The 25790-nt window shown below is 65.2% G+C and carries 26 protein-coding genes; 16 read left to right on the plus strand and 10 right to left on the minus strand.

From position 1 onward, the window contains the following. Positions 1-26: 26 nt before the first annotated feature. The gene (locus tag FFY45_RS04915) at positions 27-386 is read right to left on the minus strand and encodes a protocatechuate 3,4-dioxygenase (RefSeq protein ID WP_176339572.1); all 360 of its coding nucleotides are present in this window, start codon (positions 384-386) and stop codon (positions 27-29) included. Positions 387-396: 10 nt separating this feature from the next. Then, a complete protein-coding gene (locus FFY45_RS04920) occupies positions 397-1293 on the minus strand; it encodes a gallate dioxygenase (RefSeq protein WP_176339573.1) in 897 nt (298 codons plus the stop codon). Positions 1294-1528: 235 nt separating this feature from the next. On the opposite strand from FFY45_RS04920, the gene FFY45_RS04925 reads away from it, so the two are divergent. Then, entirely contained in the window at positions 1529-2203 is a 675-nt protein-coding gene (locus FFY45_RS04925; protein ID WP_176339574.1) for a GntR family transcriptional regulator, read from the plus strand. 175 nt (positions 2204-2378) lie between these two features. On the opposite strand, the gene FFY45_RS04930 is transcribed toward FFY45_RS04925, so the two are convergent. The 5 genes from FFY45_RS04930 to ubiH all read right to left on the minus strand — a co-directional run bounded on the left by FFY45_RS04930 (position 2379) and on the right by ubiH (position 7276). Beyond that, entirely contained in the window at positions 2379-3407 is a 1029-nt protein-coding gene (locus FFY45_RS04930) for a SphA family protein (protein WP_176339575.1), read from the minus strand. 115 nt (positions 3408-3522) lie between these two features. Continuing rightward, on the minus strand, positions 3523-3954 hold the full coding sequence (locus FFY45_RS04935) for a nuclear transport factor 2 family protein (protein ID WP_176339576.1): 432 nt from the start codon (positions 3952-3954) through the stop codon (positions 3523-3525). Positions 3955-4067: 113 nt separating this feature from the next. After that, a complete protein-coding gene (locus FFY45_RS04940) occupies positions 4068-4787 on the minus strand; it encodes an alpha/beta fold hydrolase (RefSeq protein WP_176339577.1) in 720 nt (239 codons plus the stop codon). 102 nt (positions 4788-4889) lie between these two features. Continuing rightward, positions 4890-6071, minus strand: coding sequence for a UbiH/UbiF family hydroxylase (locus FFY45_RS04945; RefSeq protein ID WP_176339578.1), 1182 nt, complete (start codon positions 6069-6071; stop codon positions 4890-4892). Further along, positions 6068-7276 carry a 2-octaprenyl-6-methoxyphenyl hydroxylase gene (ubiH, locus tag FFY45_RS04950; RefSeq protein ID WP_176339579.1) on the minus strand — a complete coding sequence of 403 codons (1209 nt, stop codon included), beginning with the start codon at positions 7274-7276 and terminating at the stop codon, positions 6068-6070. The genes FFY45_RS04945 and ubiH overlap by 4 nt, the downstream gene beginning before the upstream one ends. Before the next feature lie 129 nt (positions 7277-7405). Here ubiH and FFY45_RS04955 point away from each other — a divergent pair, with 129 nt between their 5' ends. The 15 genes from FFY45_RS04955 (at position 7406) to FFY45_RS05025 (ending at position 23396) form a co-directional block, all read left to right on the plus strand. Beyond that, positions 7406-7984, plus strand: a complete 579-nt coding sequence (locus FFY45_RS04955; protein ID WP_176339580.1) for a hypothetical protein — start codon at positions 7406-7408, stop codon at positions 7982-7984. 1 nt (position 7985) lies between these two features. Beyond that, positions 7986-8543, plus strand: coding sequence for a cob(I)yrinic acid a,c-diamide adenosyltransferase (locus tag FFY45_RS04960; protein WP_176339581.1), 558 nt, complete (start codon positions 7986-7988; stop codon positions 8541-8543). Positions 8544-8581: 38 nt separating this feature from the next. Further along, positions 8582-9490 carry a histone deacetylase family protein gene (locus FFY45_RS04965; RefSeq protein ID WP_176339582.1) on the plus strand — a complete coding sequence of 303 codons (909 nt, stop codon included), beginning with the start codon at positions 8582-8584 and terminating at the stop codon, positions 9488-9490. Between the two features lie 127 nt (positions 9491-9617). Further along, positions 9618-12047 carry an LPS-assembly protein LptD gene (lptD, locus tag FFY45_RS04970; RefSeq protein ID WP_369333967.1) on the plus strand — a complete coding sequence of 810 codons (2430 nt, stop codon included), beginning with the start codon at positions 9618-9620 and terminating at the stop codon, positions 12045-12047. Then, the gene (locus tag FFY45_RS04975; RefSeq protein WP_176339584.1) at positions 12044-13444 is read left to right on the plus strand and encodes a peptidylprolyl isomerase; all 1401 of its coding nucleotides are present in this window, start codon (positions 12044-12046) and stop codon (positions 13442-13444) included. The genes lptD and FFY45_RS04975 overlap by 4 nt, the downstream gene beginning before the upstream one ends. Positions 13445-13448: 4 nt before the next feature. After that, a complete protein-coding gene (gene pdxA / locus FFY45_RS04980) occupies positions 13449-14417 on the plus strand; it encodes a 4-hydroxythreonine-4-phosphate dehydrogenase PdxA (RefSeq protein WP_176339585.1) in 969 nt (322 codons plus the stop codon). Positions 14418-14522: 105 nt separating this feature from the next. Further along, positions 14523-15311 carry a 16S rRNA (adenine(1518)-N(6)/adenine(1519)-N(6))-dimethyltransferase RsmA gene (rsmA, locus tag FFY45_RS04985; protein ID WP_176339586.1) on the plus strand — a complete coding sequence of 263 codons (789 nt, stop codon included), beginning with the start codon at positions 14523-14525 and terminating at the stop codon, positions 15309-15311. 36 nt (positions 15312-15347) lie between these two features. Then, positions 15348-15731 carry a Co2+/Mg2+ efflux facilitator ApaG/CorD gene (apaG, locus tag FFY45_RS04990; protein ID WP_006451488.1) on the plus strand — a complete coding sequence of 128 codons (384 nt, stop codon included), beginning with the start codon at positions 15348-15350 and terminating at the stop codon, positions 15729-15731. Between the two features lie 28 nt (positions 15732-15759). Beyond that, complete coding sequence (locus tag FFY45_RS04995; RefSeq protein ID WP_176339587.1) at positions 15760-16716, plus strand: symmetrical bis(5'-nucleosyl)-tetraphosphatase; 957 nt, start codon at positions 15760-15762, stop codon at positions 16714-16716. 596 nt (positions 16717-17312) lie between these two features. After that, the gene (gene msuE / locus FFY45_RS05000) at positions 17313-17876 is read left to right on the plus strand and encodes an FMN reductase (protein WP_104550672.1); all 564 of its coding nucleotides are present in this window, start codon (positions 17313-17315) and stop codon (positions 17874-17876) included. Between the two features lie 263 nt (positions 17877-18139). Continuing rightward, entirely contained in the window at positions 18140-19303 is a 1164-nt protein-coding gene (gene ssuD / locus FFY45_RS05005) for an FMNH2-dependent alkanesulfonate monooxygenase (protein WP_176339588.1), read from the plus strand. A gap of 11 nt (positions 19304-19314) precedes the next feature. Further along, positions 19315-20319 (plus strand): aliphatic sulfonate ABC transporter substrate-binding protein, encoded by a 1005-nt coding sequence (locus FFY45_RS05010; RefSeq protein ID WP_176339589.1) that lies wholly within the window; start codon positions 19315-19317, stop codon positions 20317-20319. Between the two features lie 8 nt (positions 20320-20327). Beyond that, positions 20328-21182, plus strand: coding sequence for an ABC transporter permease (locus FFY45_RS05015; RefSeq protein WP_176339590.1), 855 nt, complete (start codon positions 20328-20330; stop codon positions 21180-21182). Continuing rightward, the gene (locus FFY45_RS05020) at positions 21179-21937 is read left to right on the plus strand and encodes an ATP-binding cassette domain-containing protein (protein WP_176339591.1); all 759 of its coding nucleotides are present in this window, start codon (positions 21179-21181) and stop codon (positions 21935-21937) included. Before FFY45_RS05015 ends, FFY45_RS05020 begins: the two co-directional genes overlap by 4 nt. A 271-nt stretch (positions 21938-22208) precedes the next feature. After that, complete coding sequence (locus FFY45_RS05025) at positions 22209-23396, plus strand: acyl-CoA dehydrogenase family protein (protein WP_176339592.1); 1188 nt, start codon at positions 22209-22211, stop codon at positions 23394-23396. Positions 23397-23560: 164 nt separating this feature from the next. On the opposite strand, the gene FFY45_RS05030 is transcribed toward FFY45_RS05025, so the two are convergent. The 3 genes from FFY45_RS05030 to lgt are packed head-to-tail and all read right to left on the minus strand — an operon-like array spanning position 23561 to position 25781. Continuing rightward, positions 23561-24055 carry a dihydrofolate reductase gene (locus FFY45_RS05030; protein WP_176339593.1) on the minus strand — a complete coding sequence of 165 codons (495 nt, stop codon included), beginning with the start codon at positions 24053-24055 and terminating at the stop codon, positions 23561-23563. Between the two features lie 44 nt (positions 24056-24099). Next, the gene (locus FFY45_RS05035; protein WP_176339594.1) at positions 24100-24894 is read right to left on the minus strand and encodes a thymidylate synthase; all 795 of its coding nucleotides are present in this window, start codon (positions 24892-24894) and stop codon (positions 24100-24102) included. Next, positions 24891-25781: a prolipoprotein diacylglyceryl transferase gene (gene lgt / locus FFY45_RS05040; RefSeq protein ID WP_176339595.1), complete on the minus strand. Its 891-nt coding sequence runs from the start codon at positions 25779-25781 to the stop codon at positions 24891-24893. The genes FFY45_RS05035 and lgt overlap by 4 nt, the downstream gene beginning before the upstream one ends. Positions 25782-25790: the final 9 nt, after the last annotated feature.

The raw sequence follows: 25790 nt of genomic DNA on the forward strand, positions 1-25790 counted from the left end.
TGCGGCACAGGGCCGACGCGTGCAGATCAGCGTGCATCGGGCACACGCCGCGTCTGCATGAAGTCTTCGAAAGATTCGCCGCGCATGATGGCGTAAACCTGCAGATTGGTCATGCGCACCACGCGTGCAAATTTCTCGATCACAAAAAAATTGGCGCCATACTGCACCAGGCCGAGCCAGTCGCGCGCACGGATCAGCGCTTTTTCCTGATCGGTGAGCTCGGCTTCCTGCATCAGGGTTTCGGCATCCTGCAAAAAACGATCGCGCCAAGGGGCGCGGATCATGTGCCAGAAAAAACGATTGATGCGTAGCGCGCGGTTGCTGGTGCGCAGATCGAACACGTAGGTGCCGCCGATCTGCTCCATGCCCTGTACTTGCGGATTCATCGTCAGGTCCTCATGCCGCGTTCGCGGTGTGCGCGAGCAACTCTGCCGAGCGCAGCGCGCCGGCGGCTTCTTCGCCAGGTTCGTACAGCACCACGGTCATCGCAGTGGTGGTCATCAGGTAGTAGTTCTGATGCAGCTTGCGGATCGGCCCGTCCAGAGCACCGCGCATCGCCAGCCACATGATCTGCTCCACGCTCTCGGCACCGCCCAGGCGCACGTAATCGGTGTGGGTCAACTCGGTCAGCGTTTCAGGCGCATGCTGGAAACGATCCAGAAATTCCATGTCCCACTCGGTGTTGTTGAAACCGGTGCGCTCGCCGTGGATCTGGTGCGACAGCCCGCCGGTACCCACCACCACCACCTTGAGATCTTCCGGATAGGATTCGATCGCACGCCGCACCGCCTGGCCCAGGCGGTAGCAGCGGCGCGCGGTCGGCAGCGGGTACTGCAGCACGTTGATGGCGATCGGCACCACCGTGCCCGGCCAGTCCGGCACGTGCGGCCACAGCAGCGGCAATGGCGCCGCGCAGCCGTGGTCGATGGGCTTGTCCTGGAACACGGTCAGGTCGAATTCGTCGTTGACCAGGCATTCGGCGATATGCGCCTGCAGTTGCACATCACCGCGGATCGGCGGCAGATTGCGCAGCCCCGCACCTTCGTCGGCGACCGGAAAGCGCTCGCCGATGCCCAGTGCGAAGGTCGGGTACAGATCGAAGAAGAAGGTCGTGCAATGGTCGTTGTAGAAGAACACCAGCACGTCGGCCTGTTGTTCGGCCAACCAGGTGGCCACCGGTGTGTAACTGTCGAACAGCGGCTTCCAGTGCGGATCCTGCTGCTTGCCCTTGTCGTAGGCCACCCCGATGGTGGGAACGTGCGAGGTTCCGATGCCGCCGATGATGCTTGCCATGTTGCACTCCTGCGACGCGGGCCGGCCGCTGTTGGGGCCAAACGCGCGTCATTGGTTGAGTCGGGATCAGTGACGCAATGGATCCCAAAGAAGGAAGACCAACGACTCCGGACCGCCAGAACGGTATCCTTGGGATCCAAATTGCCATCAAGCGTTCTCATCCGCAAGGTTTTTATACAAGTAATTGCAAGTTTCCCCGCTCGAAGGAACGTGCGCTGCGGTACGGCGCGAGAGAATGGAGCCAATGGCGAACAACCACCGATTGCAAGCGGTCCAGCAACTACGCGAATTGATCCTGTGCGGCACCTTTGCCCCGGGCGAACGCATCACCGAAGCGGCCTTGGCCGAGCGCTTGGCCATTTCCCGCACCCCCATCCGGCAGGCATTGCCGGCGCTGTGCCAGGAAGGCCTGCTGGTACAGACGGGCAACCGCGGTTATGCGGTGCGGCGTTTCAGCCAGCAGGAGAGCCTGGACGCGCTGGCGGTCCGGGCGCTGATGGAAGGTATGGCCGCGCGCGCCGTGGCCGAACAAGGCGCCTCTGCCGCCCTGCTCGCCGCCCTGCATGCCTGCCTGGACGAGGGTGACCGCATCCTGGCCAAGCGCACCCTGGATGCCAGCGACGAGCTGGCCTACGGCAACATGAACGCGCGGTTCCACCGCATGATCGTGATGGCGGCCGACAAACCGATCCTGATTGAGACGGTGGACCGTTGCACGCTGGTCCCGTTTGTCAGCCCCACCAACGTGGTGTTCGGGCAACGCTCGCCGACGCTGGCCTACGACGATCTGTATTACGGGCATCGGCAACATGGGGCGATCGTGTCGGCCATCGAGCAACGCGACGGCGCGCGCGCCGAACTGTTGTTCCGCGAGCATGCCAACACGCAGCGGCACAGCATGGGCATGTAACTCTGCGGCTTGGTTGCGTTTTCAGCGCGGCCAAACCGCGAAGGCAGCCGACGTCAACACTCACGCGTGCCAGCTCCCTTGCGTTGCGCAAGCGCGCAGTGCGAGTCACGTCACCCCCGCGCTGCACGTCACGTGCATGCCGACTTTGCGCCCGCATGCACGCCGTTCGGCCGCACTACAACGAATGCACGTACATCAGGTTCACGCTGTTACCGGCGACCGAATTCTCCACGTCCAGCGGGATGTAAAGGTTGAGGTTGAACAGGTTCTTTGCATCCACGCGCCATGACAGCCCGGGCCCCAGATACAGCTGCATGCGCTTGCTGTCCGCCACGCGCGCGCCATTGGTCCGGTTGTCTTTGAGCTGCTGCAGGAAATAGCCGTTCACACCCACGCGCAGTTGCTCGCTCACTTTCACCGAGCTGGCAAAGTTGACCCAGACCGCGTCGCCGGCCTGGCCATTGCGAAACCGAAAGCCCGGGATCGGCGGCACGCCACCGGCACGGTCGGTGCGGAAATTGTAGAGATAGTTGATGCGCGCACTGATTTCCCAGTTGTCGGTGGGCTGCACCGTGAATGCCCAGTGCGGTGCGATCGACCAAAAGCCGGTACCCTGGTTGATGGCAATGTCGCGATCGAACTTGCCGACCGGTGCGAACAGATCCAGCGCAAAGCGCTGAAAGAAGAACACACGCCCGTCCCGCATGACCGGCGGCATCTGCAGCGCCGGACCGAACGAAATATCGCCCATGCCAAACCCATTGCTGCTCAATCGCACCGGGCTGTCGGCTGCGAACGAGGTGTCGTAGTTCACCAGCGGGATGATGGTGTTGAAACTCAGCGAACCGCGCCCCAGCGAATACGGCGTCACATAGATCAGCTGGGTCAGTAAGGCGCTGACCCCGACCTGCGGGTCGCGAAACGCAGGCGAGTTATCCCCGCGCGCATTCTTGATCGTGTTCAAGTCGTAGTAACGCAGGTATTCCAGCACCGTCCAGCCCGGCGTGGTGGAGCCGAAGCCATCCATGAAACTGGTGCCGCCCAGGTTGATGCCCTGCGGCATGGCCACTGTGTCGGGCGCTGCCTGCGCGAGGACGATCGCCGGTGCCAGCGTGCCAAGCAAGAGGGCCAGCCTGCCCGCATGCTGGCGGCGCGACCGGGACGATGAAGGACGACGACCAACAGACAAGCGTGCGCGTTCCACTAGGCGATTCTCCGATAAGGATGGGCGATTGAGGCAACGCGACAGGGGGGGAGGAGCAGTGGTGCGATGCCACCCGGGTTCGCCGGGGGCACCGTTGAACAGCGGTGGTGGGTGTCTAGTGCGCTTCCACGCGCACCAGCAATGCGCCGAGGCGTTGTTTGAACAGCCAGTGGTCATCCTGGCGCACCAGCACATCGTCGAACGTGCCAATCAATGCCGGCGCCTGTGCGGTCCACGGCGGCGGCACAGTGGCCTGTGGTGCGCTGTACAGCACCACGTAGCTGTGTGCATGGGCCAATGCGTCTGAGTGCACGCTGACCAGGGTATTGAGCATGAGATGGCAGGTACTGCGCGGCGCCCGTGCACGGAATGCCTCGCGGATCGCCTCGCGCCCATGCACGGGCGCGTCTGGTGCGCTAGGCCTTGCAAAGACGCCATCTGCGGTGAACAACGCAGCCAGTGCGTCATGTTCATGGCGATCGTTGTGCAAGGCGAACCGGCGGATCAGCTGTTCGCAAGCAACGATGATCGAAGCGTCTGGGGACACGCGGTGGCCTCACTGGCAATGGGTGATACGAGAAAAAAGTGGCGGGCGACGCTGACGTCAGCCAACGTGCATTCGCGAGCCGATGGATGTGACGCCGCAAGGGGAGACGGTGGTCATGCAGCCAGCCAATCGCGCAGCGCGGCACTGACCGCAGCAGGCGCTTCCACCGGCGTCATATGCCCGCTGTTTTCGAACACCACCAACTGCGCGTGCGGGATCTGCCGCGCCATGTCCTGATGACGTTCCAGCGGACTCCAGCTGTCTTGCCGGCCAACGCCAAGCAGCGTCGGGCAATGCACCTGCGCCAGCACGGGCGCGGCATCGGGCCGATGCAGTAGCGCGGTCACCTGGGCGGCATAGCTCTGCGGGGTCTGCCGCATGACCATGGCGACCAGTGCCTGCATCAGTTCGGCGTCGTCGTGGCGGTCGGGGTGCAGCATCGGCGGCAACCACTGGCGGGCCAGCGCCTGCATGCCGTCACGGCGCGCCAGCTCCACGAGCGCACCACGCTGCGCATGCTCCTGCGCGTGCGCCGGATGCACGCCGGTGTCCAGCAGCGCCAGACGCTGCACGCGCTCCGGCGCCTGCCGCACGATCTCCAGCGCCACCCGGCCGCCCATCGAATGACCGGCCAGCGCAAACTGGTCAGGTGCCGCGGCCAATGCATGTGCAGCCATCTGCTGCACGCTGTCGATGCCCGGGAAATCGAGCACGCGCACCTCGGCGATGTCTGCCAGCGCCGCACGTTGCGCGTCCCAGATGCTGGCGTCACACAACAGCCCGCTCAGCAGGAGCAGCGGCGGGGTGAGTCGTGCGGAAACGGCGGAGGTCATGGCCCGACTGTAGCCAGCCCAGGCGCGTCCGTCGTATGGAAACTGCGGCCTTCGCTATTACCGCCGGAACATAGCGTCCAGCAGACCGTCAGCGCGGTGCGCTCACGCGTTGCCGGACGCGCGCTTCCACAGCAGGTCCACCAACGGCGGGAGCTTGCCCGCCGCCCCAAGCACCGCGCCACGCAGCAGGGTCAGATGCATCTCGTCGTTGGAGAACACCGTGTTGATCGCGTCGAAGCCGTACGCGGCAACGGTGTTTTCGCTGCGCCGCGTGCGTGCCCAGCGCTGCAGGCGATGTGGGGCAGCCCAGTCGGCACGCTTTGCGAGCGCGTTGCGCACCTCGTCGCGCAACGCCGCCACATCGCGCAGGCCCAGGTTGACGCCCTGCCCGGCCAGCGGATGCACCACGTGTGCGGCGTCGCCCAAGGTCAACACGCGGCCGCTGACGTACTGCTCCACCAACTGCCGCTGCAGCGGAAATGCCGCGCGCGCAGACACCACGCGCACGTCGCCTAGTCGCCCGGCAAAGGCCTGGGTCAACTCGCGCGAGAAGTCGGCATCGTCGAGTGCCAATACGCGCTCGGCTTCGGCATCCGGCAAGGTCCACACGATCGAACTGCGGCCATCGGCGAACGGCAGAAATGCCAGCGGGCCGGTGGTCAAAAAGCGCTGCCAGGCGGTGGAGTGATGCGGCTGCTCGGTCTCCACGAACGCCACCACGCCTCGCTGTGCATAGGCATGCCGCGCCACCGGCAGGCCGGTCAACTCGCGCAACGTGGATGCCGCGCCATCGGCAGCAATCGCAATCGCCGCCTCCAGCCGGCTGCCGTCATCCAGGCGCAGGCGCACGCTGCTTGCGTCCTGCTCCAGCTCGGTCACGCGCGCCGGGCAATGCACTGCGATGCCTGCGGCATGCACGGCGGCCCACAGGCGATCGACCAGCAACGCGTGTTCGACGATCCAGCCAAGTTGTTCGCGGCCCAGCGTGTCGGCATCGAAACTCAATTCGCCGCCACCGCCGGCGTCCCAGACCCGCATGCGCCGGTACGGCTGCACACGTGCGGCGCGCACGGCCTTCCACACGCCCAGGCTGTCGAGCAGCGCAGCGTTGTCAGCGGCAAAGGCGTACACACGCAGATCGAGTTGCTCTGCGTGCCACCGCGTAGGCTCACGGCCTTCGACCAAAGCGACGCTCAAGCCCGCATCGGCCAGGGCCAGCGCGCAGGCGGCACCGACCACACCACCGCCGACGATCAACGCATCGCGGGTGCTGCGGCGGCTCATGCGATTCCCCGGCACAGCTGCGGCACATCGCCACGGAATCCCATTGCCCCGCCGACCAGCATCGATTGCAGCGGCGCCGCCTGCGAGGTGGCGAGCAGCCCGAGACTGCGCAACGGCCGCAGCAACGGCGCCGGATTGCCGGTGAGCCGTGCCAATCCGCTGGAAAACCCGATGGTCTGTTCGCGGTCCACGCGCCGACGCGCCAGATACTCGCTCAGAAGCGCGCCCGCACCGGCATCGCTGCGATCGTGTTCGATCAATTCGGCCAGCGTCAGCGCATCGCGCAAGCCGAGGTTGAAGCCTTGCGCGCCGATCGGGTGCAGCGTCTGCGCCGCATTGCCGATCAGCACCACACGCTCGGCCACCAGATTGGTGGCCAGCACCTGCACCAATGGATACGCGCTGCGCTCGCCACTGGCGACAAAACGCCCGGCGCGCCAGCCGGCTGCGCGCTGCAGGCGGGCCAGCCAGCCTGCCTCGTCGAGCGCAGCCACTGCCTCGGCGTCGGCACGCGCCACGCAATGGATGGCACCGTAATGTCGGTCGCCGCGCGGCAGTAAAGCGGTTGGCCCGTGCTCGCCGAAGCGCTCCCACGCGGTGCCATCCGGCGGCTTGGATGCACGCACCCGCGCGACGAACAGGGTCTGGAAAAAGTCGTGCGCGTCGCTGCCGATATGCAGCAGCTCGCGCACTGCGCTGTCGCGGCCATCGGCGCCGACCACCAGCCTGGCCCGCACAAGCTGCTCGCCTTCATCGGTGGACAGGCGCAGCGCGCGCAGGCCGTCCTGCACCGGTTCGACCCCGATGCAACGCGCCGGGCGATAGCGGCGTAGATGGGTCAATTCGTCCAGGCGTGCCTGCAAGGCGTCACCGAAGTCTCGCGCCACCACCACCTGGCCGAAGCTGTCGCGCCCGTAGTCGGCGGCGTCCAGCTGCACCCGGCCAAAGTCGCCGGCGCGGCTGACATGGATGCGCCGGATCGGCCCCGGCGGGCTGCGCAGCTTGGCCATCACCCCAAGTACGCCGAGCGCGTTGACGGTGGCGGCGGCAAAACTGAGGTTACGTTGGTCGAACACCGCTGGCGGAGTGCCGGCCGGGGTGGCTTCCACCAGCCCGACATCCAGGCCGATGCGGTCCAGCGCGATCGCCAGGCTGGAGCCGACCAGGCCGCCGCCAACGATCAGAACGTCATGTAGGTGTGTCATCCCCACATGATAAGCCTTCGCCCATGGCCTGTTGGCGTGATCGGGTGGGACAGCTTGACGCGCCAGGCGCGCATGGCGCGGCGGGTTCCACGCTACACTCCCGGGCCTGTGATCCGGCTCCTTTCGCGCATGACTCCTCGCTCGCACGACACCCTGATTTTGAGCCTGCTCGCCATTGCGATGGCGGCCACGCGGATCAACCACTTCGCGCCGGTCCCGGACGCGTCATGGGCGGTGTTCTTCATTGGTGGATTCCATCTGGCCGCGCGCAGCAAACTGGCGTTCTCGCTGCTGATGCTGCTGGCGGTGGCGGTGGACTGGCTGGTGATCACCCGGCAGGGCCTGAGCTTCTGGCAGCACTACTGCGTGTCGCCCGCTTACTGGTGCCTGATCCCGGCGTATTTCGCGCTGTGGGCCGGTGGCGTCTGGCTGCGCCGGCATTACAGCGGCGCCGAGTGGAGCGCGCTGGGCAAGCTGGTGCCGGCGCTGTTGATCGCCGTAGCGCTGTGCCAGCTGATCGCCCAGGGCAGCTTCTACTGGATCAGCGCCAGCGTGGCCGAGCCGACCGTCGCCGGCTGGTTCAAGAACTACACCGATTGGCTGGGTCCTTACCTGCGCAGCGCCGCGCTCTACGTTGCGGCGGCCGCGGTGATCCAGGTTGCCGCCGAGCGCCTGACCAGCGCGCACGGCCAGACCCAGGCCGGCTGAGATGGGCAACCGGCTCTCACGCATCTATACGCGCACCGGCGACGACGGCAGCACCGGTCTGGGCGACGGCAGCCGCACCGGCAAGGACGCGCTGCGCGTCACTGCCTACGGCACCGTGGACGAAGCCAATTCGGCCATCGGCGTATTGCTGGCCGCCCCGGGCGTGCCGGAGCCGATCGCCGAGCTGCTGACGACCATCCAGCACCAACTGTTCGATCTGGGCGGCGAGCTGTGCATCCCCGGGCACGCAGCGATCGACGCCGCCGATATCGAGGCGCTGGAGCGTCAGCTCGACCACTTCAACGACACGCTTCCCCCGCTGCAGGAATTCATCCTGCCGGCTGGTGGCGAAGCGGCCGCACGCTGCCATCTGGCCCGCACCATCGTGCGCCGGGCCGAGCGCGAGACCGTTGCGCTGTCGCGTCAGGAGGAAGTGCGCAGCGAGGCGATCGGCTATTTGAACCGCCTGTCCGACCTGCTGTTCGTACTCGCCCGCGTGCTGGCGCGTGCCGATGGCCAGCAGGAAGTGCTGTGGCGGCACGACCGCCGGCGCGGCTGAGCATGCACATGGCACGGCGGACAGGCTAGATTTGCCCAATGTTGGTCTTTACCCATCCCGCCTGCCTCGGCCACGACGCCGGCCCCGAGCATCCCGAGCGCCCCGCCCGTCTGGAAGCGGTGGTCGATGCCCTGCGCGACGCCTTCCCGGATCTGGACTGGCGCGAGGCGCCGCTGGCCAAGCTCGGCGACCTGTGCCGGGTGCACGAGCGCGAACAGGTCGATGCGGTACTGGAAACCGCCTTCGAAGGCCATCACCGGCTCGATGTGGACACCGTGATGTCGCCCGGCTCGCGCGCGGCCGCCTTGCGCGCGGCAGGTGCCGGCATCGCGGCCGTGGACGCGGTCATGCATGACCTCAGCCGCACCGCGTTCTGCGCGGTCCGTCCGCCCGGCCACCACGCCACCGGGCAGGTGTCGATGGGTTTTTGCCTGTTCAACAACATCGCCCTGGCCGCCGCCCACGCGCGCGACCGGCATGGGCTGGAACGCATCACCATCGTGGATTTCGACGTCCACCACGGCAACGGCACGCAGGCGATCTTCGAGCGCGACCCGACCGTGCAATACCTCAGCACCCACCAGTCCGGGCTGTATCCGCACTCGGGCAGCGTCTACGAACGCGGCATCGGCAACATCCACAACCTGCTGCTGCCACCGGGCAGCGACGGGTTGCGCTTCCGCAACGTGTGGGAAGACGAGATGCTGCCGCTGGTCGACGCCTTCCGCCCGCAACTGATCCTGATCTCTGCCGGCTTCGATGCGCATCTGCGCGATCCGCTTGCCGATCTGATGCTCGACGCCGACGATTTCGCCTGGCTGACCCGTGCCTTGCGCACCCTGGCCGAACGGCATGCGCGCGGCCGCGTCGTCTCCATGCTGGAGGGCGGCTACGACCTGCAGGCCTTGCGCGAGAGCAGCGTGGCGCACGTGGCCGCACTGCGTTGAACCCCAACGGCGCGTTGGTCGCGCCACCCATTGCGATGAACCTCGCCCTCCCGATGCGGGGGCTTTTCATTGCCCCCATGCGGGGTATACGGCAAGCTAGTCGCCATTTTACTGGTTGAACCCACGCGTGCGCCGAGTCCTTCGCCTGCTGCCCCTGCCTTTGAGCATTGCCATCTGCCTCCCGGCCATGGCTGCCGACAAGCCGCTGAACTGGGGATTGTGCCCTGCCGTGGACCCGCTTCCCGGCTTCGACGGCGCCCCGGCCGCCGATGCCAAGGCCGCCGAGATGCGCCAACAGCTGCCCACCGATATCGAAGGCGATCAGCTGTCCGGCACCAGCACCACCCCGCAATACCAGGGCAACGTGGCGCTCAAGCGCGGCGACCAGTTCCTGGGTGCGGACAACCTGCGCATGGACACCGAGACCGGCAATTACATCGCCGAAGGCAACGTGCGCTATCAGGACACTTCCTTCCGCATGGTCGCCGACCGCGCCGAAGGCAATCAGGATACCGACGCCCACAAGGTCAGCAACATCCAGTACCAGTTGGTGGATCGCCGCGGTAATGGCGCGGCGGAATCGGTGGACCTGCAGGGCCAGGTCGGGCAGATGCACCGCTCGACCTATACCACCTGCGACCCCTCGCAGCCGATCTGGCGCGTGCGCGCGCCGGAGATCGACGTCGACAACGAAGAAGGCTTCGGTACCGCGCGCAACGCCGTGCTGCAGATCGGCAAAGTGCCGGTGCTGTACTTCCCGTGGTTCAAGTTTCCGATCGACGACCGCCGCATGACCGGCCTGCTGTTCCCGCAGTTCGGCCTGTCCGGCCGCAACGGCTTCGATTACCTGCAGCCGATCTACCTCAACCTGGCGCCGAACTACGACGCCACCTTGTTGCCGCGCTACATGAGCAAGCGCGGTTTCATGTTCGGTACCGAATTCCGTTACCTGTACGAGGGTGGTCGCGGCGAGATCACCGGCAACTATCTGCCCAACGACAAGTTGCGCGACAAGGACCGTGGCAGCGTCTTCTACAGCGGCTATCACAACGTCAACAAGTACTGGCAGGCGCGCAGCAGCATTGCCTGGGTCAGCGACACGCGCTATGTGGAGGACTTCACCAGCCGCATCAATGGCATGGGCTCGGCCTCCAGCCTGCAAAGCACCGTGGGCATCTACGGCACCGGCGAAACCTGGACTGCGGGCCTGATGGCCGACCGCTGGCAGCTGACCGACTACACGCTGGACGAGCAAGCGCTGCCCTACAACCGGCAACCGCGTGCGTATTTCACCTGGGAGAAGCCGTTCGGCATTTTCGAAGCTGGCGTATATGCCGAAGCGGTGCGCTTTACCCACGACGACTCTTACTTTGTCCAGCCCCCTAGGGACGGAAACACCAACGGCGACGACGGGGACGATTACGTCCGCACCAATATCCGTAACAAGGAATACGGCAGCGGCTCACGCCTGGATATCAAGCCTTACATCTCGATGCCTTTGTCAGGTGCGGCGTGGTTCCTGACGCCGACCGTGGCCTGGCGCTATACCACGTACCAGTTGGATTCGACGCTGGCCAACACGGCGCCGCTGACCGGCGATCGCTCGCCCTCACGCAGCCTCCCGATCGCCTCGGTGGATGCCGGTCTGTATTTCGACCGCGAGACCTCGCTGTTCGGCACCAACTATCTCAATACGTTGGAGCCGCGCATGTATTACCTGTACGTGCCCTACCGCGACCAGGACGACCTGCCGGTCTTCGATACGCGTCCGTTTACTTTCAGCTACGGGCAACTGTTCCGCGATTCGCGCTACACCGGCGCCGACCGCCAGAACGATGCCAACCAGTTGACCCTGGCGGTGACCTCGCGCTGGCTGCGCCAGGACGATGGTCGCGAGAAGTTGTCGTTGAGTGCAGGCCAGATTCTGTACTTCAACGATTCGCTGGTCACCATCAACAACAGCACCAACTCGGCGGCCGGTAGCGAGCAGACCATCGAACAGGGCAAGTCCGCCTGGGTGGCCGATGCCAACTACATGATCAACGATCGCTGGTCGATGGGCGCCACCTATCAGTGGAACCCCAACTCGCGCAAGGAAGATCTGGCCAGCCTGCGCACGCGTTATCTGCTCAACAACGACGGCGTCATCAACCTGGCGTATCGCTACCGGCGCAACCTGATCGACGAAAGCGATCAGCTCAAGCAGGCTGATTTCTCGTTTCTGTATCCGATCAATCCCACCTGGAGCGCTGTCGGTCGTTATTACTACTCGCTGCTGGACCGCAAGCCGCTGGAAATCATCGGTGGCGTGCAGTGGGACAGCTGCTGTCTTGCCGTGCGTGGGCTGGTGCGCCGGTTCGTGCGCAACCGCAATGGCGAGATGGACAACTCCATCCAGGTGGAGTTCGTGCTGAAGGGCTTGAGCTCGTTCGGGCAGAACACGGACCGCACTTTGCGCCGTGCTATTCTCGGCTATTACCGCGACGACCTGTACTTGGTCCCGCCCAGCAACACCACGACTAATCCGGACGATTACGATCCGAACTTGATTCCATGACCAAGCCTTTCTCTGTGTTACTTGCCTCGCTGCTGGTGATCACCAGCACGGTTTCGCCGCTGGCCTCGGCACAGCAATCCCAGCCACTGGATCGCATCGCTGCCATTGTGGACGAAGATGTGGTGCTGCAGAGCGAGCTCGATCGCGCTGTGCGCAACGTCAAGTCGCAGTACGCCGGCCGCGATAATCAGCTGCCGCCGGACGATGTCCTGCAGCGTCAGGTGCTCGAGCGTCTGGTGCTGGTCAAGTTGCAGGTCGGCCGCGCCGACAGCACCGGCATTCGCGTCAGCGACGAGGAGCTCAACCGGGCGATCGCCAGCATTGCGCAGCAGAACGGCACCACGGTGGATGGCTTGCGCCAGAAGCTGGCCGCCGATGGCATGGGCTATGGCGACTTCCGTGCCTCGGTGCGCGACGAAATCATCGTGCAGCGCCTGCGCCAGAGCTTTGCGCAGAGCCGTATCAGCGTGAGCGAAGGTGAAGTGGATACCGCGTTGGCCCAACAGGCCACCACCGGTAGCCAATATCACCTGGCGCACATCCTGGTCGGCCTGCCGGAAGGCGCCAACGCCGAACAGATCGCCACCGGCCAGAAAAAGGTCGATGGCGTGAAGGCATTGATCGACAAGGGCGAGCTGGATTTCTCGGCCGCTGCGGTGCGTTATTCGGACAGCCCGAATGCACTGGAAGGCGGCGACCTGGGCTGGCGCAGCCTGGACGAAATTCCCAACGCGTTCGCTCAGCTGATCCGCGACATGCAGCCTGGCCAGGTGGCCGGACCGCTGCGCGGCCCGAGCGGCTTTCAGCTGCTCAAGCTGGTGGAAATGCGCGACGCCAATGCCGGTGGCGAAAAGAAACTGGTCACCGAGTACAACGCACGCCACATCCTGGTGCGCATCGGCGACAACCAGACCGAGGCGCAGGCCAAGGCCAAGATCGATACGCTGCGTGCGCGCATCACCGGTGGCGCCGACTTCCAGGCCACGGCGAAGGAGTCTTCCGAAGACACCAACAGCCGTGGTCAGGGTGGCGATCTGGGCTGGTTCCCGGCCGACGCGTTCGGCCCGGATTTCGGCAAGCAGGTCGAAGGCCTGGCAGACGGCGCAGTGTCCGAGCCGTTCCGCACTCAGGCGGGCTGGCATATCGTGCAGCGCGTCGGTAGCCGCCAAACCGATGTCAGTGCCGAGAGCCAGCGTGCGCAGATCCGTGAAACGATCGGCCGTCGCAAGCTGGAAGAAGAGTACAACCGCTACCTGCAGGAACTGCGCGGCGAAGCGTATGTGAGCTTCCGCACCGGCGACCGTGCCGATGGCGACGCCACTGCCGCTCCGGCCAAGCCGGCAGACCCTGCGGCGCCTGCCGCACCAACGCCGCCGCCGGCACAGCCGACGCGCTGATTCGATGCTCCCGTCGCTCGCGCTGGTGCCAGGCGAGCCGGCCGGGATCGGGCCGGAACTCTGTGTCCGGCTCGCCCAGCGGCCTCGCTCCGATGCACACCTGATCGCCTACGCCGATCCCGATACCCTGCACAGCGCCGCAAAGGCGCTGTGTTTGTCTGTGCGCCTGCTCGATCCGGATCAACCTGCGCGTGCACCCGGCGACCTGCCGCTGCATCCGATCCGCCAGGCCGTGGCGACCCGCTTCGGCACACCCGATCCTGCCAACGCAGCCGCGGTCATCGCCGGCCTGCGTGGTGCGGCCGGCGACTGCCTGTCCGGCAAGCTGCAGGGCATCGTCACCGGCCCGGTGCACAAGGCGGTGATCAATGCCGGCGGCATTCCGTATACCGGCACCACCGAATTACTGGCCGAGCAGGCCGGCTGCCCGGTGGTGATGATGCTGGCCAATGAGATCGTGCGGGTTGCGCTGGTGACCACGCATCTGCCGCTGCGCGCGGTGGCCGATGCGATCACTGCCGACAGCGTTGCACGCTGTTTACGCATCACCGCGGCGGCACTGCAGCGTGACTTCGGCCTGGAACACCCGCGTATCGCCGTGCTCGGCCTCAATCCGCATGCCGGCGAAGATGGCCACCTGGGCCGCGAGGAACTGGACATCATCATCCCGGTGCTGGAGCAACTGCGCGGCGAAGGCCTGCAGCTGATCGGCCCGCTACCAGCCGACACCGCATTTTTGCCGCAGAAGCTCACCGGCTTCGATGCGGTAGTGGCGATGTATCACGACCAGGGCCTGCCGGTGCTCAAGTACAGCGGCTTCGAGCAGGCGGTGAATATCACGCTCGGCCTGCCCTACCCGCGCGTGGCGGTCGATCATGGCACCGCGCTGGAACTGGCCGGGCGCGGGATTGCCGATCCGTCCAGCCTGATGGCCGCGACCGCCCTGTGCGCGCGATTGGCCGCACGCGGCTGAGCGATGCCTAATCGCGTGCGCATTTGCGCGCCGATCGTCCGTTAGATTCGTCAGGCAGTCAGAAACGACACCGCTTGCATGCACTGGCTCCGTTAAACTGCGCGCATGAATCATTCCTTCAGCGCTCCGGCCAAGAAGTCGCTTGGCCAGCACTTTCTTGCCGACCGGTATTACATCGACCGCATTGTGCAGGCAGTGGCCCCGCGCGCAGGCCAGCATCTGGTCGAAATCGGCCCCGGCCAGGGCGCGATCACCTTCCCGCTGCTGCGCAAGCACGGCGCGTTGACCGTGATCGAGTTCGACCGCGACCTGATCGCGCCATTGACCGAGGCCGCCGCACCGATCGGCGCGTTGAGCATCATCCATCGCGATGTGTTGAGCGTGGATTTCACCGCACTGGCCAATGGCACGCCGATCCGGTTGGTCGGCAATTTGCCCTACAACATCTCCTCGCCGATCCTGTTCCATGCGCTGGACCATGCAGGCGCGGTGGCCGACATGCACTTCATGCTGCAAAAGGAAGTGGTCGACCGCATGGCCGCCGGTCCCGGAAGCAAGGTCTATGGCCGGCTGAGCGTGATGCTGCAGGCGTACTGCGAGGTCACCGCACTGTTCGTGGTGCCGCCCGGTGCATTCCGGCCGCCGCCCAAGGTGGACTCGGCGGTGGTGCGGCTGGTGCCGCGCGACCCCGCCACTGTGCTGATCAAGGACCGCCGGCGCTTTGCCGACGTGGTGCGCGCCGGCTTCGGGCAGCGTCGCAAGACCTTGCGCAATGCCCTGTCCGAGGTCTGCGAACCGGCGCATTTCGAGGCCGCGCAGGTGCGCCCGGATGCACGCGCCGAACAACTCGAGGTCGCGGATTTCATCCGTCTGGCCAATGTCGAGCTGGCTTGAGCGCCCCTCCCACATCGTTTTCCTTAGACTTTTCCCATGCAAGATGATCCGCGCTATCGGGTCGAGGTCGAGGTATCGCCCCGCTTCCTCGCTCATCAATCGACCCCGGAAGAAGGCCGCTATGCCTTCGCCTACAGCATCCGCATCCAGAACGCGGGCGCGCTGCCCGCGCGCCTGATCGCGCGCCATTGGCAGATCACCGATGCCAACGGACGTACCGAGCGGGTGGATGGCGAAGGCGTGGTCGGCGAACAGCCATGGCTGCGCCCGGGTGAGGCCTTCAACTACACCTCCGGCGTGCTGCTGGAAACCGAGCAGGGACAGATGCAAGGTCACTACGACATGGTGGCCGACGATGGCACCGAATTCACCGCCCCGATCGCCGCCTTCGTGCTGAGCGTACCCAGGACGCTGCACTGATGGATGTTGCAATGAGGGAGCGCACGCGATGAGCGTCTGGGCAATTGGCGACCTGCAGGGTTGCTACGACATCACCCAGCGCTTGCTGGAAAAAATCAATTTCGATCCCGCGCAAGACACGTTGTGGTTCTGCGGCGATCTGGTCAACCGCGGCGGTCAATCGCTGGAAACGCTGCGGCTGGTGCATTCGCTGCGCGCGCATAGCGTGGTGGTGCTAGGCAACCACGATCTCTCGCTGCTGGCGATCGGCGCGCGCTCGGAAGAAGAACAGCGCAAGGTCAATCCGGATCTGCTGCGCATCGTGCTGGCCGAAGATCGCGACGTGCTGCTCGACTGGCTGCGCATGCAGAAACTGGCGCATGTAGACCGCGCGTTGGGCTGGATGATGATCCATGCCGGGCTGGCGCCAAAGTGGACCACGCAACTGGCCGAGAAGCATGCGCGCGAGGTCGAGCAGCAATTGCAGGGCGGCGGCTATCGCAAACTGCTGCGCAACATGTATGGCGATCAGCCGGGCTGGTCGCCGGGCTTGAGCGGTTACGACCGCAGCCGCGCGATCATCAACCTGTTCACGCGCATGCGCTACTGCACCCCGCGCGGGCGCATCGCCACCGACGACAAGGGCACGCCGGGCACGCAGGCGCAGGGTCTGTATCCGTGGTTCGAAGTGCCGGGCCGGGTGGAGCGCGATCTGAAGATCGTCTGCGGGCATTGGTCTGCGCTCGGTCTGACCATCACGCAAGGCGTGCACGCCATCGACACCGGCGCGGTGTGGGGCGGCAAGCTCACCGCCCTGCAGCTGGACACCGACGACCTGCGCGTAGTGCAGGTACCGGGAATCCCGATCACGCACCCGCCGCAGGCAACGCAGCGCGCACGACCACCGCGTCGTCGGCAACGCCAGCGTGGTGGCGGTGGCGACACCGCGAACGCGAACGCAAGTTCCACCACGGCCCCCAACACGGCTCCGCCCGCCGCAGACTGAAAAGCGGGATTGGTCGGCGTGCTGGTTGCAGCATGCCGAGCGTTTGCTTGGCGGCAGCGTGCCGGCGTTATCGTGGCGCTGTTACCTGACTGGAATGCTTGCGCTCTCGGCTTCCAGCACGCGTGCATGCCGAGATACGTTGCGACTGGAAGTAGTCGGCTGCTTCGATGAAATGCAGGAATCCGCAAAGCCAATGCCCTGCCAACGACGCAACGTTCGGCGAACTGCTGCGGAGTTTCGATCAGGTTCGCAGCGCAACCTGCTGAGTTAATCGTTCTCCACCCACATTCGGTCTGCACTTATCTCCGCAGGCAGTTTCGTCATGCCATCGGCATCATGAGTGGCGATGGAAAGATCGATAAAACACGGCGAATGACGCGTTTTTCATAAAGTCATTCTCAAATCTGATAAGCCATCAGCGCATTTGAAGGTAGCGTGCATTGCCATGTCTGCCAGTGTGCAGTCAGATGGGATGCCACGCTGTCGATATAGAAAACAGTGTCGACGCACTGCTCTTTACCTTGCAGCAACACTGTTGTTATCCGGATGGCACGGATTTACGTGACCGCCCGATACCGCCACCACAGGACTCTTGCATGCGTACTCCGTTGAATGTCGTTGCCGTTTCCGGCGGCACCTCGCGCCCTTCGCGCAGCCTTGCGTTGGCTGAGGCAACGCTTGCCGAACTTGCGCGACGACTGCCTATCAAACCCAGCATTCTCCAACTCGGCGATATCGCCCGGCCGCTGGGCGCGGCGCTGTGGCGCAGCGAATTGGATGAGACGACCGAACAGGCGTTACGCCAGATCGAATCGGCCGACCTGCTGCTGGTCGTCGCGCCGGTGTATCGCGGCTCCTATCCCGGCCTGCTCAAGCATCTGTTCGATCTGATCGACATCAACGCGCTGATCGACACACCGATCCTGCTCGCTGCCACCGGCGGCAGCGAGCGGCATGCACTGGTGATCGACCATCAACTGCGCCCGCTGTTCGCCTTCTTCCAGGCATTGACCTTGCCGATCGGCATCTACGCCACCGAGACCGATTTCCAGGAGTACCGCGTGGTCAATCCGGCCCTGCGTCAACGCATCGAACTGGCCGCCGAACGCGCCGCAGGCGTACTCGGCGCACGCCCCGACGCGCTGCGGCGCATTGCCTGAGCAAATCCTGCATGCGCAAGTGCGAGCTCTGATAGATCAGCCGTTTATTAAGTCCCCGCGCACGCAATGACGGACTATTTCTGCAGAACTCGCCTAGCACACGTACGCATAGATGCGATGGCTCCCGCAACGAATTGGCCCGTTCTACTCCCCACACGGATGTGCGGCTCCTGCGACGGACTCGCCCGTTCTAATCCCCGCACATGGATCTGCGGGCTCCTGCGAGGGACTCGCACCGAATGCTCGCACCAAAGAGACCAACCATGGACATGTTCTGGTTCATTCCCACCCACGGCGACAGCCGCTATCTGGGCACCAGCGCCGGCGCTCGCCAGGTCAGCGCCGAGTACGTCACCCAGGTGGCCGTTGCGGCCGACACCCTGGGCTACGACGGTGTGCTGATTCCCACCGGGCGCTCTTGCGAAGACCCCTGGGTGGTCGCGTCCAGTCTGATCAACGCCACACGCCGGCTGAAGTTTCTGGTCGCGCTGCGCCCTGGCCTGATGGCGCCAGCGCTGGCCGCACGCATGGCCGCCAGTTTCGATCGGCTGTCCGGCGGGCGCCTGCTGGTGAACCTGGTCACCGGCGGCGACCGTGGCGAGCTGGAAGGCGATGGCGTGTTTCTCGACCACGCCGAGCGCTATGAAGCTTCGGCAGAATTCATCCGCATCTGGCGCGAGATCATCGCCCACAGCCACGCAGGCGACAGCTACGACTTCGACGGCAAACATCTGCAGGTGAAGGCGGCCAAGCTGCTGTATCCCACCGTGCAGCAGCCGTATCCGCCGGTGTGGTTCGGCGGTTCTTCCGATGCTGCGCATGAGTTGGCCGCCGAACAGGTCGATACCTATCTCACCTGGGGCGAGCCGCCGGAAGCGGTGGCGGAAAAGATCGCCTCGGTGCGCAGCAAGGCCGCCGCGCTCGGGCGTACGCTCACCTTCGGCATCCGCCTGCATGTGATCGTGCGTGAGACCGATGAACAAGCGTGGGCAGCAGCCGAGTCGCTGATCAGTCACCTGGACGATGACACCGTAGAGCGTGCCCAGAGCGCCTTCGCACGCATGGACTCGGTGGGCCAGCGGCGCATGGCCGCGCTGCACAGCAGCGGTCAGCGCCGCACCCGCGCCGATCTGGAAGTCAGCCCCAACCTGTGGGCCGGCGTCGGCCTGGTGCGTGGCGGGGCCGGCACCGCGCTGGTCGGCGACCCGCAGACCGTGGCCAAGCGTATCGAGAAATACGCAGCGCTCGGCATCGACACCTTCATCTTCTCCGGCTATCCGCATCTGGAGGAGGCCTACCGCTTCGCCGAGCTGGTGTTCCCGCTGCTGCCGCGCGCGCTCAAGCAGAAGCTGCCAGGGCAGGCCCTGAGCGGCCCCTTCGGCGAGGTCATCGCCAACACCATCGTGCCGCGCGCTGCGGCGCGCTGACTGGAGCATTTATGAAGCGCCGCAACCTGCTGAAATTCGGAACCCTCGCTGGCGTCGCGCTCGGCGCCTCGCCGCTGTTGTCGAGCACCGCCCTTGCGCAAGCCAAAGGTGCGGTTCCCAAACAACTGCGCCTGGACTACGCCTACTACTCACCGACCTCGCTGGTGCTCAAGCACTTCGGCTGGCTGGAACAAGCGCTCAAGGGGCAGGGCACGCAAGTCAAATGGGTGCTGTCGGCCGGCAGCAATCGCGCGCTGGAATACCTGGGCGGCAACAGCATCGACTTCGGCAGCACCGCCGGCCTGGCCTCGCTGCTGGCGCGCGCCAACGGCAATCCGATCAAGGCCGTGTACATCTACTCGCGCCCGGAATGGATCGCGCTGGCGGTGGGCAAGAACTCGCCCATCCGGCAGCTGACCGAACTCAAGGGCAAACGCATCGCCGCCACCAAGGGCACCGACGCCTACCTGTTCCTGCTGCGCGCGCTGCGGCAGGCGGGGTTGAGCAAGAACGCGGTGGAGATCGTCCATCTGCAGCATCCCGACGGGCGCACCGCGCTCGAACGCGGCGATGTGGACGCGTGGTCCGGCCTGGACCCGCACCTCGCCGCGAGCCAGATCGAGGCCGGCACGCGGTTGATCTACCGCAACGTCGCCTTCAATTCCCGTGGCTTCTTGAATGTCAGCGAGACCTTCGCGGCCGCTTACCCCGATCAGATTTCGCTGGTGATCCAGGCCTACGAAAAAGCGCGCAAATGGGCGATCGCGCACCCCGACGAACTTGCCGCGCTGATCGCCACCGAGGCCCGGTTGTCACCCCAGGTCGCCAGGCTACAGCTGCAGCGCACCGACCTGCGCAATCCGGTGATTGGTCCCGAAGAGCGGGCGGCGCTGCAGAGCGCGGCGCCCATCCTGCTGGAAGAAGGTCTGGTCCGGCCCGGCACCGATCTGAGCAAGGTGCTGGCCGCACTGATCGATCCCAGTTACGCCACACGCACACGCGTGGCGCAGGGCTGAGCGCAGCGATGAACGAGACTTCCTTGCGCGTTGCGCGCAGCTTACCGACCACGGCGCCGTCGCGACTGCGACTCGGACTGCCGGCCAGCAGCCTCGGCTGGCTGTTGCCATTGAGCTTCTTCGGCGCGCTCGAAATCGCCTCGGCGCTCGGCTGGACACCGCGCTACCTGCTGCCGCCGCCAAGCCAGATCCTGACCACGCTGGCAGACGAGGCCGGCCGCGGGCTGGCCAGCCATATCGGCGCCAGCGTGTTGCGGGTGCTGGCCGGCTTCGCCATCGGCGCCGGCCTGGGCTTGCTGATCGGCGTCGGGGTTGGACTGAGCCGCTGGCTGGAACAGCTGATCGACCCCAGCTTTCAGGCGCTGCGCGCGGTGCCCAGCCTGGCCTGGGTACCGTTGCTGTTGCTGTGGATGGGCATCGACGAGGCGCCGAAGATCACCCTGATCGCCATCGGCGCGTTCTTCCCGGTGTATCTGGGCGTGGTCAGCGGCCTGCGCCAGGTCGACCGCACGCTGGTGGAACTGGGCGAAAGCTACGGCCTGTCCAAACCGCGCCTGGTGCGGCGGATCCTGCTGCCGGCGGCGCTGCCGTCCATCTTCACCGGGCTGCGCACCAGCCTGAGCCTGGCCTGGATGTTTCTGGTGGCGGCCGAATTGATTGCCGCCACGCGCGGGCTGGGCTATCTATTGAGCGACGGGCGCGAAACCTCGCGGCCGGACATCGTGATCGGCGCGATCGTGCTGCTGGCCCTGCTCGGCAAACTCAGCGACAGCGTGCTCAAGGCGATCGAATCGCGCACCTTGCGCTGGCGCGACAATCTGCAGAACCGCAGCGTGCCTGGTCATGCAGGAAACCACACGTGAGCAGCACCGGCCTGCAGCTGCGCATCGCCGGCAAGCAGTTCGGCGCGCGCCAGGTGCTGCGCGACATCGAGCTGCAGTTGGCACCGGGCGAGATCGTCAGCCTGATCGGCGCCAGCGGTTGCGGCAAAAGCACCCTGCTACGCATCGTGGCCGGTCTGGAACGCGATTACGCCGGCGAGGTGCTGCTGGATGGCGCGCGCGTGCGCGGGGTCGACCGGCGCATCGGTTTCATCTTCCAGGAACCGCGCCTGCTGCCGTGGCTGGACGTGGCCGCCAATGTCGCCTTTGCCGACGAAAGCGATCTATCACCAGCTGCGGCGCGGCAATCTCCACGCGTGCAGCAGTTGCTGGGCGAGGTCGGCCTGCTCGACTACGCAAGCGCGCTGCCCAAGCAACTGTCCGGCGGCCAGGCGCAACGCGTGGCGCTGGCCCGCGGGCTATATCGACAACCGCGCGTGCTGCTGCTCGACGAGCCCTTCAGCGCGGTGGATGCGTTCACCCGCATCAAGCTGCAGGACCTGTTGCTGCGCCTGGCCGGCGAGCATGCTTTCAGCGTGCTGCTGGTCACCCATGACATCGAAGAAGCGGTCTACCTGAGCGACCGTGCGATTGTCATCGGCGGCCAGCCCGGATCGATTGCGCATGCACTGCAGCTGGACACGCCGCGTCCGCGCGACCGTCAGGCCGACGAACCGGCACTGCGTCAGGCCCGCCAGACCCTGCTCGCGGCGCTGCACGACATTCATGTATTTTGAAGTGATGATCAGGCGCGAGAACGGCCGTCGGCCGGCCTTGGACAAGTCGCAGACGACGTCATGCAAGCGTGGCACATGAGATTCCGAGTACCGTGCATGCCGATCTGATGAGCGCACAGCCGTTTTGCTCGCCACGCCTGACGCGTCTGCCGAACTGGAATGCAGGCGCAAGACCCTGCTTGGCTGCCGCCCCGATCATCAGCACTCAACACTTTGCTACTGGTCAACCCGCACTGACCGCACTGTTTCCCATCCGACAAGGCCATCGCGCATGACGAGCCTCCCACCACAACCGTCCGTGCTCACTCCGCTACAGACCGCTCAGCGCCTGGCGGCCGAATTCGCCGAGACCGCGGTCGAACGCGACGCACGCGGCGGCACGCCCAAGGCCGAACGCGATGCATTGCGCGCCAGCGGCCTGCTCGCGCTGAGCATTCCCGTGCAGTACGGGGGGCTCGGCGCCAGCTGGAGCGAGGTGCTGCAGATCGTGCGCACATTCGCCAAGGTCGACAGTTCCATCGCGCATGTCTTCGGCTTCCATCATTTGATGCTGGCCACCGTGCGCCTGTTCGGCCAGCCAGCACAGTGGCGGCCGTGGCTGGAACAGACCGCGCGCGCGCACTGGTTCTGGGGCAACGCCCTCAATCCGCTGGATACCCGCACCGTCGCCGTGCACCACGACGGCTGGCGCGAGTTCTCCGGCAAAAAGAGTTTCTGTTCCGGCGCGATCGACTCGCAGATGCTGATCGCCTCCGCATTGGACGAACGCAGCGGCAAACTGTTGATCGGCGCCATTCCCACTGCGCGCAGCGGCATCTCGCTGGGCCACGACTGGGACAACATCGGCCAGCGCCAGACCGACAGCGGCAGCGCCACTTTCGAACGCGTGCGCGTGGAAGAAAGCGAACTGTTGCTCGATCCCGGCCCCTTGAGCACACCGTTCGCCTGTCTGCGCCCATTGATCGCGCAGTTGCTGTTCGCGCATCTGTTCCTGGGGATTGCCGAGGGTGCGTTCGAAGAAGCGCGCACCTACACCCTGACCCAAGCCCGCGCCTGGCATCGCTCCGGTGTCGAACAGGCCAGCGAGGACCCCTACATCCTGGCCCATTACGGCGAGTTCTGGCTGGGCCTGGAAAGTGCCCGGCTACTCACCGGCCGCGCCGCCGAACTGCTCGATGCCGCCTGGCGCAAGGAACACGCACTGAGCAGCGACGAACGTGCACAGGTCGCGTTGGCGGTGGCTGCCGCCAAGGTCGCCACCACCCGGGTCGGGCTGGAGGTCTGCAGCAAGCTGTTCGAAGTCACCGGCGCGCGCGCCACCCACGCCGCGCTGCGGCTGGACCGCTACTGGCGCAACCTGCGTACCCAGACACTGCACGACCCGGTCGATTACAAGCTGCGCGAACTCGGCGAATGGGCGCTGCGGCAGCAGCCGCCGACGCCCAGCTTCTATTCCTGAGTGTTCCATTCCTGAGTGCGCTGACGTTTCGCCTGCATCCACGCACTCGTTGTGTCAGCCGCGCTTGGTTGCTTGAACGTGATGCGGCGGTAGCGACCAACCGATCATTCAACGCACGCGCCACTGCGCACTGCAGCGATCAGTCTTTCAGCAACGCGCATGCCTCAGCGCCGGTGATAGTCCACATAATCGAACGCGAATGCATGGCGGGCATCGGCCGTGTGTCGCTCGCGCTGTACCGGTTCCCACACGGCCGGGTTGATCGGCGGGAAGTGGGTGTCGGCCTGCTCCACGATCGTGGCGACCTCGGTCACGGCCAGAACATCTGCCAGTTCCATCGTCAGGCGATACACCTCGCCACCGCCGATGACGCACAGCTCTTGCGCACCGGCCGCATCGGCCTGCGCAATCGCTTCATCGACCGAAGCCACCGCCTGCATGCCCTCGAACGGCACCTGCGCGGAACGCGTCAGAACCAGATTCAAGCGCCCCGGCAACGCACGCCCCAAGGACTGCGCGGTCTTGCGCCCCATCAGGATCGGCTTGCCTAACGTCAGCGCCTTGAAGCGCTTCAGATCGTCCGGCAATTTCCACGGCAATTCGTTATCGCGGCCAATGGCGTTGTTGCGGTCGAAGGCGACGATCAAGGTGATTTTCATACGTCAGCATACAGCGCAGGCCGATCGCATCATGCGACCGCCGCTCACACCGCAACCGGTGCCTTGATCGCCGGATGCGGGTCGTAACCCTCGATGGCGATGTCGGCGAAGCGGAACGCGAACAGATCGGTCACCTCCGGATTCAAGCGCAAGGTGGGCAACGCGCGCGGTGTGCGCGTCAGTTGCTCGCGCGCCTGCTCGAAGTGATTCGAATACAGATGTGCGTCGCCCAAGGTGTGCACGAAATCGCCCACGCCCAGCCCGGTGGCCTGCGCCACCATATGCGTCAGCAATGCATAGCTGGCGATGTTGAACGGCACGCCCAGAAAGATGTCGCCACTGCGCTGATAGAGCTGGCAGCTGAGCTTGCCGTTCACCACATAGAACTGGAACAGGCTGTGGCAGGGCATCAGCGCCATCTGCTGCAGCTCGCCCACGTTCCAGGCGCTGATCACCAGCCGGCGCGAATCCGGGTTGCGCTTGATCTCGTCCACCAGCCATTGCATCTGGTCGATTTCCACACCATCCGGGCCGGTCCAGCGCCGCCACTGCTTGCCGTAGACCGGGCCGAGATTGCCATCGGCATCGGCCCATTCGTCCCAGATGCGGACCTGGTTGTCCTTGAGATAGCCGATGTTGGTGTCGCCCTGCAGAAACCACAGCAGCTCGTGGATGATCGAGCGCACGTGCAGCTTCTTGGTGGTGACCAGCGGAAAGCCGTCGTTGAGGTCGAAGCGCATCTGCCAACCGAACACGCTGCGCGTGCCGGTGCCGGTGCGATCGGACTTCTGGGCGCCGTGTTCCAGCACATGCTGCAGCAGGTCCAGATACGGCTTCACTTGGCAGCTCCCGCCACGGCGGTGTCCACCACTACCGGCTGCAACACCGGCGCGCGGCGCGACATCGCCAACAACACCAGCCCGCCGATGATCAACGGCAGACTCAGGATCTGCCCCATCGTCAGCCAGTTGAAGGCCAGGTAGCCGATCGGCGCGTCGGGCACGCGCACGAATTCCACGATGAAGCGGAACACCCCATACAGCAGCGCAAACATCCCCGACACCGCATAACGCGCACGCGGCTTCATCGAGAACGCCCACAACACCACGAACATCACCACGCCTTCCAGCGCGGCTTCGTAGAGCTGCGAGGGATGGCGCGCGAACTGATTCAACGCACCGCTGGCGTACTGCGCCTGAATCTGTGCCGGCAACTGGCCGGCCAATTCCGGCGCAAGCGGGAAGATCACGCCCCATCCGGCCTGGGTGAACTTGCCCCACAACTCGCCGCCGACAAAATTGCCGAGCCTCCCGAAGCCCAGACCCAACGGCACCAGCGGCGCCACAAAATCCATCACATCGAAGAAGTGCAGCCGGTGCTTGCGCGCCCATAGCCCGCAGGCGATCAACACCCCCAGCAGGCCGCCGTGGAAGCTCATGCCGCCTTGCCACACCTTGAACAAAATCAGCGGGTTGGCCAGCAGGCTGTCGAACGCATAGAACAGCATGTAGCCGATGCGCCCGCCCAGCACCACACCGAGCATGCCGTAGAACAACAGGTCGGAAAATCCGTCCATGTCCACGCCCGGCAGGCGGCCGCGCAGGATGCGCGAGCGGCCCAGCGCCCAGGCGGAGAAGAACGCGGCCAGGTACATCAACCCGTACCAGTGCACCTGCACCGGGCCAAGCGAGAAGGCGATGGGGTCGATGGCGTGCAGATAGATCATGCGGACCGC

Origin of the sequence: Xanthomonas hortorum (genome assembly GCF_011305375.1) — a bacterium.
Lineage (GTDB): Bacteria > Pseudomonadota > Gammaproteobacteria > Xanthomonadales > Xanthomonadaceae > Xanthomonas > Xanthomonas hortorum_E.